The organism is Mesorhizobium sp. ESP-6-2 (genome assembly GCF_020164675.1).
Taxonomy (GTDB): Bacteria; Pseudomonadota; Alphaproteobacteria; order Rhizobiales; family Rhizobiaceae; genus Mesorhizobium.
Window position 1 is genome coordinate 1 of the sequence record NZ_JAIUGT010000016.1, and the last position, 13,495, is coordinate 13,495.

Consider the following 13,495-nt stretch of genomic DNA (forward strand, 5'->3'; position numbering starts at 1 on the left):
AGAGCCGCCTGCTTGGCCTGGTACTCCTTCGACATTTCCTTGGCGTAGCCGCCTGATGTCTCGGCCGCCTTGAACTCCTCGTCCTCGACGGCGAGGAACTTCGCGCCAAGCGAGGCGACCTGTTCCTTGGCGGCGGGGCGAACGTCGGTCGCGGTGACGACCGCGCCGAGACGGCGCGCGGTGGCGATCGCCTGCAGGCCGGCGACGCCGACGCCCATGATGAACACTTTCGCCGCCGGCACCGTGCCCGCAGCCGTCATCATCATCGGCAGCGCCCGGTCATACTCGGCCGCCGCGTCGATCACCGCCTGATAGCCGGCAAGGTTGGCCTGCGAGGACAGGACGTCCATTGACTGGGCGCGCGTGATGCGCGGCATGAACTCCATCGAGAAGGCCGTCACCCCGGCCTTGGCCAGCGCCGCCACGGCGGCATCGTTGCCATAGGGATCCATGATGGCGATGACGGCCGCGCCGCGCTTGTAGCTCTTCAGCTCCGCATCCGTCGGCCGGCGCACCTTCAGCACCACGTCGGCCTTGGCCACATCGCTGGCCTTGCCGATCGAAGCGCCCGCCTTGGCGAACTCCTCATCGGGAATGCGCGACCGCGTGCCGGCACCGGCCTCCACGATCACTTCAAGACCCAGGCCGGCCAGCCGTTTCACCGTATCGGGCGAAGCACCGACGCGCGGCTCGTCCGCATCGAGCTCACGAGGGATGAAAACCGTCTGTCCCACCGCATGATCCTTTCGGCTGGAACCTGTTTGCGCAAAATGTCGGCCGGGGCGTCCGGCGACGTCAAAGGCAATGGGGTTTTGGAAAGACTACCGCAGAATGAAGGCGCCGAGGGCCATGATCAGGACGAACAGGATAGTCGCCGAGAAGAAGCCGCCCGCGAAGAAACCGAAAGCCATCGCCAGAAGTATGGCGCCGCAGAAGAGCGATCCGTATTTGGCCAGCATGAGGAAGCCCGCATAGGTGCGGTCGTGCTCGGCATAGTCCATCTTCGCGCCCAGTTCGACAGGACCGGTCGGCGTGTGCTCAGCCATAGGAATACCCCTTCGAAGACATCTTTCAGGCACATAGCGAAAAGCCGCGCCGAGAGCAATGGCGCTATTGCCGCATCGCAGCCGACAACTTCCTCAAGGGAAATTTGAAACAAAGCGCTCCTGCGTTCGGCAGAATCGCCGAACCGCTCCGGCTGCTTGCGCAATCCCGGACGAAGCCGGCTGGCGCGTCAACCGTGCTCGCTCGCTTCAGCCGGCGAGGTGGGGAAACAATCCAAGCAGGCCGGCTATGATCAGATACAGCGCGACGATGTAGTTCAGCAGCCTTGGCATGACCAGGATCAGCACGCCGGCGATCAGCGAGATGAGCGGAGTGAGCGCAAGGGTGGAGATGGTCATATGGGCTTCCTTTCGGCGCTGGCCTGCTGAAGGAGACAAAGCTTCTCGTTTGCGCGGACGATTGGCGCCAGCGCGTCAACCAAACGTCGCAGCGACCGAAAAGCTCCATCGGCCCGGGACATTGGCGCAGTGCCGGAAGTCGCGGAGCGATATCACGCGGCTTCGCGGAAATACTTTGCGGTCGGCAGGATGGTCAGCGGCGCCAGTTCGCCCGCGCCCGGCGTTTCGAACAGCATACGCCGCTCCATCGGCGTCGAGCGGAAGAACGGGAAGCGGGAGAAGGAGCGCTCGCGGATCTCTTCGACGTTGGCCCGATAGAGCACGACCTTGTAGTTCAGGCCTGGATAGTCGCGCAATTCACCGATCTGCTCGGAGCAATAGATGCGGCGATAGAAGCCGGCATGCTCGGGGCGGATGGTGGAAAGGCAGTAAGGCGCGTCGAAATAGAAGCAGGCCATGCCGGCAAGACGAAGCGTCAGATAGGGGATCTGGGGATAGGCCCTAGACCAGTCCGGATCGGCCGCAAAGCGGCTCGGATCGGCGAAATGCGCGCCGGCGGCCAGCATCGGCCGCAATATGTCGCCATAGACCGTGGTGGACGGCGATTGCGGTGTGGCGCTGCACGCATGGTGGATGCGTAACGTGCTGACCAGCTCGCCATCGATGTAGATGCCGAATTTCGAGCAGTTCTCGGCTTCGTCGAGGTCGTCATGGATAATATGATCCGGATTCTCCGGAACCATGTCGCTCAAGCGATAGGATTTGTAGCGCAACCGATAGATATCCTCGAGGTCCTCGCCCTTGTCGCAACGGCGATACTCGGTGCGCTCCAGCATTGCCGAAATATTTCTGGCAAAGCTCGACATATTGTCGGAGGAATTTTCTTCGCTCACGCTTGCCACTTGGCGAAGCGCCGTCAACTTCGCATCCATGAACTAACCCCGTAAATGCCGCCGTATCTCAACACTACGACAGCACCACGGTATGTAAAGATGAAAATGAGCCGAACGCTCTTTACTGATCGTTAACGTTAACTACCAGCCAAATTTTACTAAAATCAGAACGTTCCGCAGCCGCGTCAGCCGCGAGCCGCCCGTTTGGCACTCTTGATCTCCTTGGCGAAAGGCCAAACCGTGCTCGACATGGTCTCGATACCGGAGGCACTGAGCGCCGAACCGAACAGGAAGCCCTGCACAAGATCCGGCTTGACCTCCAGGGCGAGGATCTTGAGCTGCTCGAAGGTCTCAACGCCTTCGACGGTCACCGAAAGCCCAAGCGGCCGTGACAGATTGACAATGCCTTTCAGCAGCTCCAGCGAGCGCCTGCTCTGGGTGACGTCCATCAGGAAAGAGCGGTCGATCTTGATCTTGTCGAGCGGCAGCTTGTGCAGATAACTCAGGCTCGAATAGCCGGTACCGAAATCGTCGAGTGCGATGCGCACACCGATCTGCTTCAGTTCCTCGATATATTGGCGTGTCAGCGACTTGTCGTCGAGCAGCGCCGTTTCGGTGACCTCGATCTCCAGCCGGCCGGCGGCAAGGCCGGAGCTGGCCAGTGCGTCGCGAACCTTCTGGATGACGTCCCGGTTGCGGAAATCCTTGGCGGAGAGATTGACCGAGACGCTGGTGTGGTCCGGCCATTTGGCGCATTCGGTGCAGGCTGCCTGCAGCACGAAGGTGCTGATCTCGGATATGATCCCCATTTCCTCCGCCAGCGGAATGAAGACGCCGGGTGAAATCGGCCCGAGATCGGGATGGTCCCAGCGGCACAGCGCCTCGCAGCTGGCTATGCGCATCGTGTTCATCGCCACGATCGGCTGGTAAACGACGCGCAGGGCCTTGCCTTCCACCGCGCTGCGCAGGTCCGCCTTCATCAGCTGCCGGTTGCGGAAAGCGGCGTCCATGGCGGCCTCGAACAGCCGCCAGCCGTTCTTGCCCAGCTCCTTGGCCTTATAGAGCGCCAGGTCCGCCTTGACGATCATGGCGTCGACGTCGGTATCCCTGACCCGTGACAGCACGGCACCGCCGCTGGCCTGGATGCGCAGCCCGTGGCCGGCGACGTCCACCTCCCCTTGCAGGGCGGCGAATATCGCGTCGAGCTGGCTGGCCAGATGGCTCTCATCCTCGATGCGGTCGAAGAAGATCATGAATTCATCGCCGCCGAAACGGCTGACGGTCAAGCTTGGCCCGGCAATGGCCGCAAGCCGCTCGGCGACGGCGTAGATCAGGCCGTCGCCGATCGGGTGCCCGAGCGTGTCGTTGACGCTCTTGAAATCGTCGAGGTCGAGCACGGCCAAGCCGCAGATGCGGTCACGGTCGCCCGACGCCATGGCCTCGCCGACCTGTTCGTGGAAATAGGCGCGGTTGGGCAGGCCGGTGAGACTGTCGTAGCGTGCCATGAAGCGGATCTTGTCTTCCGCCTCGACGCGCGCCGTCACGTCCTCGAAGGTGATGACCCCCAGCTCCTGGCTGCCTTCGCGGGCGGAGAATTCGTAGTGCTGGCCGTTGGCGAGCGAAACGAGCACCTTGCGGTCGCGGCCTTCGCGCAGCGCCCGCGTCAGCTGTGCTTCGATGTAGCGGCAGTCCTTCGGCGCCAGCATGCCGCCGGCGACGCCGCGCATCAGCAAGCCATGGATCGAGCGCCCGAGCAGCGCATCGGCCGATTTGAGCGACATCAGATGCGCGGCCTCGGCGTTGGCGACCGCCACCCGGCCGTCCGGGGCAAGCATGACCAGACCGTGCGACATGGTGTTCAGCGCGCGATTGAAACGCTGGGCGAGGCGGTTCGCCTTCTTTTCCTCGGACAAAGCGGCGAAAAGCACCTCGCGGACAAGGTCAGCGAAGCGCTTGATAGCGAACAGGAACGGCGCCGAAAGCAGGCCGAGAATGAAATGATAGGGGTCCCCGCGCAGGATGAAGCCCAGCGAAATGGGCCAGGTCATGGTCATGATGAAGATCATCACCATCCTGGGCGAGCCATAATTGCGGCCGGCGATCGACGTGGCGGAGGCGAGCGTCACACAGACGGCCGCGATCTCGGCGAAGCCGTCATAGGCAAGATAGATGCCGACGAGGCAGAACGTGCCCAGCATGAAACCGTGCATCGAGCCGTAGAGGATGTAGTCGTTCTCGCGGCGGCGCGCTTCTTCCCAGCTCCTGGGCGACGGTGCATTCCGGTATTTTCGGATGTTGCGCAGGCGCAGGAAAGCAACCGTCAGAAAGCCAACCGTCACGGCGAGATAGGCCGGATCCCTGGTCTTCCAGTAAACGAGCACCACCAGCAAGGTCTGGGCAAAGAATCCGATCGATAGCGTCAGTCCGTCGCGAAACAAGGTTTCCACGAACGGTATGTAGACGTCGACAGGGATCTCGTTCTTTTTTCTCAGATTCAACGCCTGAATCCCAACCCTGGGGGAGTCAAGCAGTGCCATATTCGCCTTAAGAAAGATTTAGAATGGCCGCTTTACCCGTGCCGTCAAGGCGGGTGACGTTACGGAATGTAGTGAAACTCGAGATCAGGTAAACAAGCCGTATCCATCACTCGGCGGCCTGGAGTTCCGCCCTCGCTGATGTGCCGGACAGGCGCTCGAGCAGCCTTTGGCGCTCACCCGCCGCCTTTTGGGCGCTGGCTTGCCTGATATGACCGTAACCGCGGATGAGCGCCGGCACCGAGACGAGGGCCGTGGCGGCCTCGATGGTGTCCGGCGCCAGCGAGCTGGCGACGCGTTGCAGGTCGGCCTCATATTGCGCCAGCAACTGCCGCTCCATGCGCCGTTCGGCGGAATAGCCGAACAGGTCGAACGGCGTCCCGCGCAGGCCTTTCATCGCCGCCAGCACGCGGAACCCCTTCATCATCCAGGGGCCGAAGCTCGATTTCCTCGGTTTGCCGTCATTGCCGCGACGGCCCAGGATGGGCGGCGCCAAATGGAATTCGAGTTTTTCGTAACTCTGGAACTGCTTGCCGAGCTCGGCGGCGAAGGAGCCGTCGGTATAGAGCCGCGCCACCTCGTATTCGTCCTTGATCGCCATCAGCTTGAACAGGTTCCTGGCCGCCGCTTCGGTCACGACAATCGAACCGGGCGCGGCCTTGGCTTCGGCCGCGCGCAGGGCAGCGATCCTGCCGGCGTAGCGCTTGCCATAGGCGGCGTTCTGATAGGCGGAGAGGAAAGCGACCCGGCGGGCAATGATCTCGTCCAGCGTCTGGGCAATCGTGGCGGCTTGGCCGTCCTTGCCCGGCTGGGCGACGAGGCCACGCACGAAATCCGGCTGATGCGCGGCGCGGCGGCCCCAGCGGAAGGCGGCGATGTTCATCCCCACCGCCTCGCCGTTCAATTCGATCGCCTTTTCGACGGCTTGCGCCGACAGCGGCAGACCGCCATGCTGGAAGGCGAAGCCGAGCATGAACATGTTGGCGCCCAGCGAATTGCCGAACAGGGATGTGGCGGTGCGGGTGGCGTCGAAGAAATGCGCCTTGTCGTCGCCGGCAGCAGTGCGGATCGCCCTCTTCAGGCGCTCGATGGGCAGCGAGAAATCGGCCGAGCGGGCAAACTCGCCCGGCATGATCTCGGCGGTGTTGGCGAGGAAGATGGTGTGGCCCTCGCGCACCGCGGCCAGCACCTTCTTGGCGCCCGACACGACGAGATCGCAGCCGAGCACGAGATCGGCCTTGCCGGCCGAGACACGGATGGCGTGGATGTCATCGGGCGTGCGGGCGATGCGGACATGGGTGAACACCGAGCCGCCCTTCTGGGCAAGGCCGGCCATGTCGATCATGCCGCAGCCCTTGCCTTCGAGATGAGCCGCCATGCCGAGTACGGCGCCGACGGTGACGACGCCGGTGCCGCCGACGCCGTCGATGATCGCCGCCCAGCCCTGTTCGCCGAGCGGGAATTCGGCGGCTGCTGGAACGCCGTCGAGCGGATCGGTCTTGCCGGCGATGCCTTCGGCCTTGCGGATCTTGGCGCCATGCACGGTGACGAAGGACGGGCAGAAGCCATTGACGCAGGAAAAATCCTTGTTGCAGCTCGACTGGTCGATCCGGCGCTTGCGGCCGAACTCGGTCTCGACCGGCTGGATGGAGACGCAGTTCGACTGGACGCCGCAGTCGCCGCAGCCCTCGCAGACCAATTCGTTGATGAAGACCCGCTTGTCGGGATCGGGAAAGGTGCCGCGCTTGCGGCGGCGGCGCTTTTCGGCGGCACAGGTCTGGTCGTAGAGCAGGATCGAAACCCCGCTGACGCCGCGCAGCTCACGCTGGACGAGATCGAGATCCTCGCGGTGATGGATGGTGGCGCCGGCCGGGAACTCGACCTTGCCGGCATATTTGTCAGGCTCGTCGGTAACGATGGCAATGCGCTCGATGCCTTCGGCCCGCACCTGCCTGGCGATCATGTCCACCGTCAGGCCGCCTTCATGCGGCTGGCCGCCGGTCATGGCCACCGCGTCGTTGTAGAGTATCTTGTAGGTGACGTTGGCGCCGGACGACAGCGCGAAACGAATCGCCAACGTGCCGGAGTGATTGTAGGTGCCGTCGCCGAGATTCTGGAAAATGTGATCGCGCTTGGAAAAGGGCGCCTGGCCGACCCACTGCGCCCCCTCGCCGCCCATCGCGGTGAAGCCGACAGTGTTCCTATCCATCCACAGCGCCATGAAATGGCAGCCGATCCCGGCCGCGGCGATCGAGCCGTCCGGCACCTTGGTGGAGGAATTGTGCGGGCAGCCGGAACAGAAGAAGGGCGTGCGCGAGCCGATGTCCGACGTGTCGGCGAGCATCGCCTGGAACTGGCGTAGCTTCGCCACCCGCGCCGAAATCTCTTCCGACGGGCCGATGGTTTTCACGATCCTCTCGCCAAGCGCGATGGCGATCTCATTGGGGTCGAGCGCGCCCTTGGCCGGAAACAGCCAATCGCCGCGCTCATCCTTCTTGCCGACGATGACGGGCTGAATGGCGGTGCCGTAGAGGCTTTCGCGAAGCTGCACCTCGATCAGCGAACGCTTTTCCTCGACGACGACGATGGTGTCGAGGCCGCGCGCGAACTCGGCAATGTGCTGGAAATCGAGCGGCCAGGGGCAACCGACCTTGAACAGCCGCACGCCGATGCGGTTGGCGGCCGCCTCGTCGATGCCGATATCCTCCAGCGCCTGGCGGACGTCGAGATAGCTTTTGCCGATGGTGATGATGCCGATCCTGGGCTTGCGGCCGCCCGAATAGACGACGCGGTTCAGCCCGTTGGCGTGGATGAAGGCGGACGCGGCGGCGCGCTTGTACTCATGCAGCCGCTCCTCCTGGCCGAGCATGTCGATCTCGTGGCGGATGTTGAGGCCGCCGGGTGGCATGTCGAACTCGGGAATGACGATGTTCAGCCGCTCGATCGACGCGTCTACCGAGGCCGTCGATTCGATGTTGTCCTTGACGCATTTGATGGCCGCCCATGTGCCGGCGAAGCGCGACATGGCAAAGCCGTAGAGCCCGTAATCGATTATTTCCTGGACACCGGCCGGGTTGAGGATCGGCACCATGGAGTCGACGAACAGGAATTCGGTGGCATGCGCGTTGGTCGAGGATTCGGCCATGTGGTCGTCGCCCATCAAAGCGAGCACGCCGCCATGTCTCGACGAGCCGGCCAGATTGGCGTGGCGGAAGACGTCGCCGGAGCGATCGACCCCCGGGCCCTTGCCGTACCAGACCGAAAAAACGCCGTCATGGGTGCCTTCGCCCAGCAGTTCCGTCTGCTGCGATCCCCAGCAGGCGGTGGCGGCGAGTTCCTCGTTAAGGCCGGGCTGGAAGACGATGTCGGCCTGGGCGAGCTGTTTTTTCGCCTTCCACAGCTGCATGTCGAGACCGCCCAGCGGCGAACCGCGATAGCCGGAGACAAAGCCTGCCGTGTTCAGGCCCGCGCGGCGGTCGCGCTCGCGCTGCATCAGCAGCATGCGGATGACCGCCTGGGCGCCGGACAGGAAGATGCGCTCCTTTCCCAGGTCGAACTTGTCGTCGAGCGCGACGTCGTGCAGCGTCATCAGGCATTTCCTCTGCGGAGGCCGCGCGGGGGCAGGCAGCCAACGTCGGGATCGCATGACGCATCCTTTCTCCCCTTGCAAGACAGGTCAAACGAAATCGGACGTGCCAGGCAACGCGCAACGAACGATCCGCCGTCGTCTCTTGCCTGGTATGAAATCGCCCCGCGAACAGTGTCCGGCGCACGAAAATTTCGCTTGTCTTCGGGCTTGGCGGCGAGCGTCAGATGCCCTTGGAGCAGTCCGGCTTCGGCTCACCCGGCAGCTTGCCGTCGGGATGGCCGACCAGATCGGGATTGGCGGTGTAGAGCTGGTCGATGACGAGCGGCCGGTCGGGCAGGATGGACTGGTCTTCGGTCGACATCAGCGTGGTGTCGATCTTCTGCAGGACCGCGCCGTCGGAGCCCTTGATGCTGATGGCGATCGCATAGGGCTTGTTCTTGACGACACAGGTCAAGGCCGGGCTCTCCAGCGTCACCTTGTCGAGCTTGGGCCAGACCTTCTGCTCGACCACCAACGGCGCGCCGCCGGCCGGATCCTGGAAGCTGGCGACCGCGACCTGGCCGTCTCCCATCGGTCGCAAGGGCCGCAACGTCACGACATACGTCGCCCTGGCGAGACGATAGTTGAAGACGAATATCTTGCCCGAGATCTCGAACAATTTGCCTTCACCGTCCTTGCCGGTGTCGCGGCAGGCGCCGAGCGCCACCGCCGCGATCAGCGCCATGCCGAGCAGGGCTGAACGAGAGCTAATCCTGGACATTGTTGACCTCATTGGCCGCCTTGCGGCGGCGATAGTGACGGCTTGCCTTCTGGCGGTTGCCGCAGACCGCCATGTCGCACCAAAGGCGGCTGGAATTGCGGCTCCGGTCGACGAACAGCCAAGAGCAATTGGGACAGATCCTGAGCCTAGCGACCGTGTCCTCGCGCAGCAGCGACAAGGCGGAAACCGCCAGTGCCGCCTCGAAAGCGATCGGCGTTGCCGGATTGCCGAACGGCTTTCCGGGCGCCGCGATCTCGGTCCGGCTGCCGGCAAGACCGTCAGCGCAGGCCGCCAGGAAGCCTGAGAGGTGATCGGTGGCGACGGCGCCCTTCGACACGGTGCGGCGAAACAACCGGTCGGTCGCCTCGCGGATCGCCAGCACGACGGGCGCAATTGCAGCCGGCGCGGAGACCGCCAGCCGCCTGCCGCCAAGCTCGGCGGCGCGAAAGCCGCTCGCCGCGTCCGCGAAGCGGGCGATCTCGCGCGGATCATCAAAACGGTCGAAGGTCCTCTCCGGATCGGCACGCAGCACGACGGTGTTCGCCGTGTCGAGCGCGAGCAGGCCGCCGGTGAAGCGGTGCGGGGTCCAGGATACCGTCATGTCCGAAATCTAACCGATAAATCGCATTTGACAAGTTAGATTCGACGATGCAAGTCTGCCCCGAAGGGGGTATTGCCGCTCGCTTTGGGCGACATGGCCCGAGGATTTTCGCATGCTGTATCTGTTCCAGCAGGTCCTGAACGGACTGCATTCAGGCGCACTCTATGCGCTGCTGGCGTTCGGCTATGTGCTGACCAACGGCATCCTGCACCGCACCAACCTGGCCTATGGCGCGCTGTTCGCCTTTTGCGGACAGACGATGATCCTGACCGCCGCCTTCGGCTACCAGGTGCTGTGGCTGACGCTGACGGCGGCGGTGGTGCTCGGCGTCGTAGCGGCTTTCCTCTACGCCGCGCTCATCAGCCGCGTCCTGTCGCGCAGCGTCTTCGAACCGCTGGCCGACCGCTCGCCCAACGCGATCGTGGTGACCACGCTCGGCATCCTGCTGGTTTTGTCGGAAGCAAGCCGCATCGCCGCCGACACGCATGATCTGTGGCTGCCGCCTATGCTGGCGCAGCCTGTCGTTTTCGCGCAGGATGCCCGCTTCAAGGCGACATTGACGCTGATCCAGCTGCTCGATTGCGCCGTGGTGCTGGCGGCGGTGGCGCTTGCCGCATGGGCCTTTGCCCATTCGAATTTCGGCCGGCGCTGGCGCGCCGTCTCCGACGATCCCAAGGCGGCCGCCATGTGCGGCGTCGACGTGCGCGCCGTGTTCCGCCACGCAGTGCTGTTCGGCGGTTTCTGCGCCGCGCTGGCCGGCGTCATGGCCGGCCTCTATTACGGCAATGTCAGTTTCGGTTCCGGCCTCGTCTACGGGCTGAAGATCCTGTTCGTGACGGCGGTCGGCGGTTATCTCTCGCCGCCGCGGGCGGCCCTGGGCGCTGCCGCCTTCGGCATGGCCGAGTCGCTGTGGGCCGGCTATTTCCCCGTGGAATGGCGCGACGCGTGGATGTACCTGTTCCTCGTCGCCATGCTGGTGCTGATCGGCGCCGGTCGCGACCAGACCAAGATCGCCTGATCCGCATCAGACTTTGGTTGCATGACGCCGGCCGCCGGTAGCTTGTTTCGGATACGAAACGACCGTCTTAACCCTTTGATTTTGCCAACGAACCCTGCCAGTAGCCGGTTCCGGTTTTCCAAACCGTGCGCCGTCGGCCGGCGCTTTGTTCGCTCCCTCGTCTCACAACCGCGTTGACAGCGCCGCTCCTGTGTTGACCCGTCCTGCCACGCACGGCATACCGTTGGGCCACAGCGGCGCGGCGGAAAACAAGGGGAGCCGTCGCGCCTCGGACAACAAGGGAGGAATGCATGGCAGGGCTTCTCGCTCTATCCAGGACGATCGACCGTGTGAACGAGTTCATCGGCAAATGGATATCGTGGTTGATCCTGCTGGCAATCCTGGTGAGCGCCGCCAACGCGATCATCCGGAAGGTGTTCGACACCTCGTCGAATGCATGGCTGGAGCTGCAATGGTACCTGTTCGGCGCCGCCTTCATGCTGGCGGCCGCCTATACGCTGAAGCAGAACGACCATATCCGCATCGACATCGTCTACGGCCTGTTCCCGCGCCGCGTGCAGCACTGGATCGACCTTCTCGGCCATCTCTTTTTCCTGATGCCGTTCGTGACGCTGATGGTGATCTATTTCGTCCCCTATGTGTCGCTGTCGTTCCGCAGCGGCGAAATGTCGAACAATTCCGGCGGGCTGATCATCTGGCCGGCAAAGGCGATCCTGCTGGTCGGCTTCTTCCTGCTGGCGCTGCAGGGCATCTCCGAGATCATCAAGAAGATCGCCATCATGCGCGGCGACATGGACGACCCGACCCCGTTCATATCGGCGCATGAGCAGGCGGAACTCGAAGCCAAGGCACTGGCAGACGAGGCTAAGGCGCTTGGCGAGGTACGCTCGTGATCGAGTTCATCGCCCAGAACATGGCGCCGATCATGTTCGCCTCGCTGGTCCTCTTCCTGCTGATCGGCTATCCCGTCGCCTTCTCGCTCGCCGCCAACGGACTTTTGTTCTTCTTCATCGGCGTGCTGGTCTCACCCTATTCGGGCGGCTCGATCAACCTAGCCTGGCCGCTGCTGCATGCGTTGCCGGATAATTTCTACGGCAGCAGGGTGATGTCGAACGACACGCTGCTGGCGATCCCGTTCTTCACCTTCATGGGCATCGTGCTCGAGCGATCGGGGATGGCGGAAGACCTGCTCGATACGATCGGCCAGCTGTTCGGGCCGATCCGCGGCGGGCTTGCCTACGCCGTGATCTTCGTCGGCGCGCTGCTGGCCGCGACGACCGGCGTGGTGGCGGCGTCCGTCATCGCCATGGGGCTGATCTCGCTGCCGATCATGCTGCGCTACGGTTATGACCGCCGGCTGGCGTCCGGCGTCATCGCCGCGTCCGGAACCCTCGCCCAGATCATCCCGCCTTCGCTGGTGCTGATCGTGCTCGCCGACCAGCTCGGCCGCTCGGTCGGCGACATGTATGCGGGCGCGCTGATCCCCGGCATCGTGCTGACCAGCCTCTACATGCTCTACATCCTGATCATGACGATCGTCCGGCCGAATTCGATGCCGGCGCTGCCGCTGGAAGCGCGCACGCTCGGCCATGGCGTCGTGTCGCTGCTGGTGGCGTTGCTGGCGACGGTGGCGATCTCCTACGCGGCCTACCGCTATCTCGCTCCGACCCATGGCGACAATGCCGACATCCTCGGCGCCAGTATCGGCGTGGCCGTGATCTATATCGTTGCGATCGCCGATCAGCGCCTGAAAATCAACATGATGTCGCGTCTGGCGCAGCAGGTCGTGATCGTGCTGATCCCGCCATTGGCGTTGATCTTCCTGGTGCTGGGCACCATTTTCCTCGGCATCGCCACTCCGACCGAGGGCGGCGCCATGGGCGCTGTCGGCGCGCTGGCGATGGCGGCGATCAAAGGCCGGCTGTCGCTGGACGTGGTCAAGCAGGCGCTCGCTTCGACGACAAGGCTGTCGTCCTTCGTGCTGTTCATCCTGATCGGCGCGCGCGTCTTCTCGCTCACCTTCTATGGCGTCAACGGCCACATCTGGGTCGAGCATCTCTTGACCTCGCTGCCGGGCGGCGAGGTCGGCTTCCTGATCGGCGTCAACATCCTGGTCTTCGTGCTTGCCTTCTTCCTCGATTTCTTCGAACTGGCCTTCATCATCGTGCCGCTGCTGGCACCGGCCGCCGACAAGCTCGGCATCGACCTGATCTGGTTCGGCGTGCTTCTGGGCGTCAACATGCAGACCAGCTTCATGCATCCACCCTTCGGCTTCGCGCTGTTTTACCTGCGCTCGGTCGCCGCCCGGGTGCCCTATCTCGACCGCTTGACCGGCAAGCAGATCGCGCCGGTGACCACGGGCCAGATCTATTGGGGCGCCGTGCCGTTCGTCTGCATCCAGGTGATCATGATCGGGCTCACCATCGCCTTCCCGCAAATGGTGATGCACTACAAGGGCACGGCGGTCGATTCCGGTACGATCGACTATACGGTGCCGGAGGTGCCGGGACTGACGCCGCTCGGCACGCCGCCGGCCGGGAGCGGAACCGCACCCGCCAACGGTGCCGCGCCGCCCGCCGCGCCTGCCGCACCCGACCTGTCGCAACCGCCGAACTTCGGCGACACGGCGCCCGCCAAACCGGCGGCGCCGCAGCCGGATCTGTCGAAGCCGCCGAGCTTCAACTGATGCCGGAGGTC

At 63.8% G+C, this 13,495-nt stretch carries 10 protein-coding genes and 1 pseudogene; 3 read left to right on the forward strand and 8 right to left on the reverse strand.

Going from position 1 to position 13,495, the window contains the following annotated elements; all coding sequences use genetic code 11:
- The 8 genes and pseudogenes from LB532_RS29465 to LB532_RS29500 form a co-directional block, all read right to left on the reverse strand.
- Positions 1-734: pseudogene (locus LB532_RS29465) on the reverse strand (NAD(P)(+) transhydrogenase (Re/Si-specific) subunit alpha); the annotation flags it as partial.
- Between the two features lie 87 nt (positions 735-821).
- Positions 822-1,046 (reverse strand): aa3-type cytochrome c oxidase subunit IV, encoded by a 225-nt coding sequence (locus tag LB532_RS29470; RefSeq protein ID WP_140644050.1) that lies wholly within the window; start codon positions 1,044-1,046, stop codon positions 822-824.
- 207 nt (positions 1,047-1,253) lie between these two features.
- Complete coding sequence (locus LB532_RS29475; RefSeq protein ID WP_140550323.1) at positions 1,254-1,403, reverse strand: DUF3096 domain-containing protein; 150 nt, start codon at positions 1,401-1,403, stop codon at positions 1,254-1,256.
- Positions 1,404-1,555: 152 nt separating this feature from the next.
- Positions 1,556-2,335 (reverse strand): N-acyl amino acid synthase FeeM domain-containing protein, encoded by a 780-nt coding sequence (locus LB532_RS29480; protein ID WP_140644048.1) that lies wholly within the window; start codon positions 2,333-2,335, stop codon positions 1,556-1,558.
- Positions 2,336-2,481: 146 nt separating this feature from the next.
- Positions 2,482-4,794, reverse strand: a complete 2,313-nt coding sequence (locus tag LB532_RS29485) for a putative bifunctional diguanylate cyclase/phosphodiesterase (RefSeq protein WP_140644046.1) — start codon at positions 4,792-4,794, stop codon at positions 2,482-2,484.
- A 145-nt stretch (positions 4,795-4,939) separates the two neighbouring features.
- Positions 4,940-8,419, reverse strand: a complete 3,480-nt coding sequence (locus LB532_RS29490; protein ID WP_140644045.1) for an indolepyruvate ferredoxin oxidoreductase family protein — start codon at positions 8,417-8,419, stop codon at positions 4,940-4,942.
- 220 nt (positions 8,420-8,639) lie between these two features.
- Positions 8,640-9,179, reverse strand: a complete 540-nt coding sequence (locus LB532_RS29495) for a hypothetical protein (protein ID WP_411908906.1) — start codon at positions 9,177-9,179, stop codon at positions 8,640-8,642.
- Complete coding sequence (locus tag LB532_RS29500) at positions 9,166-9,780, reverse strand: CGNR zinc finger domain-containing protein (RefSeq protein ID WP_140644042.1); 615 nt, start codon at positions 9,778-9,780, stop codon at positions 9,166-9,168. The genes LB532_RS29495 and LB532_RS29500 overlap by 14 nt, the downstream gene beginning before the upstream one ends.
- Positions 9,781-9,892: 112 nt before the next feature.
- On the opposite strand from LB532_RS29500, the gene LB532_RS29505 reads away from it, so the two are divergent.
- From LB532_RS29505 to LB532_RS29515, 3 genes are all read left to right on the forward strand, one after another.
- Positions 9,893-10,798, forward strand: coding sequence for a branched-chain amino acid ABC transporter permease (locus LB532_RS29505; protein ID WP_140644040.1), 906 nt, complete (start codon positions 9,893-9,895; stop codon positions 10,796-10,798).
- Between the two features lie 290 nt (positions 10,799-11,088).
- Positions 11,089-11,691 carry a TRAP transporter small permease subunit gene (locus tag LB532_RS29510; protein ID WP_140644038.1) on the forward strand — a complete coding sequence of 201 codons (603 nt, stop codon included), beginning with the start codon at positions 11,089-11,091 and terminating at the stop codon, positions 11,689-11,691.
- Positions 11,688-13,484: a TRAP transporter large permease subunit gene (locus tag LB532_RS29515; RefSeq protein WP_181169598.1), complete on the forward strand. Its 1,797-nt coding sequence runs from the start codon at positions 11,688-11,690 to the stop codon at positions 13,482-13,484. The genes LB532_RS29510 and LB532_RS29515 overlap by 4 nt, the downstream gene beginning before the upstream one ends.
- Positions 13,485-13,495 lie beyond the last annotated feature (11 nt).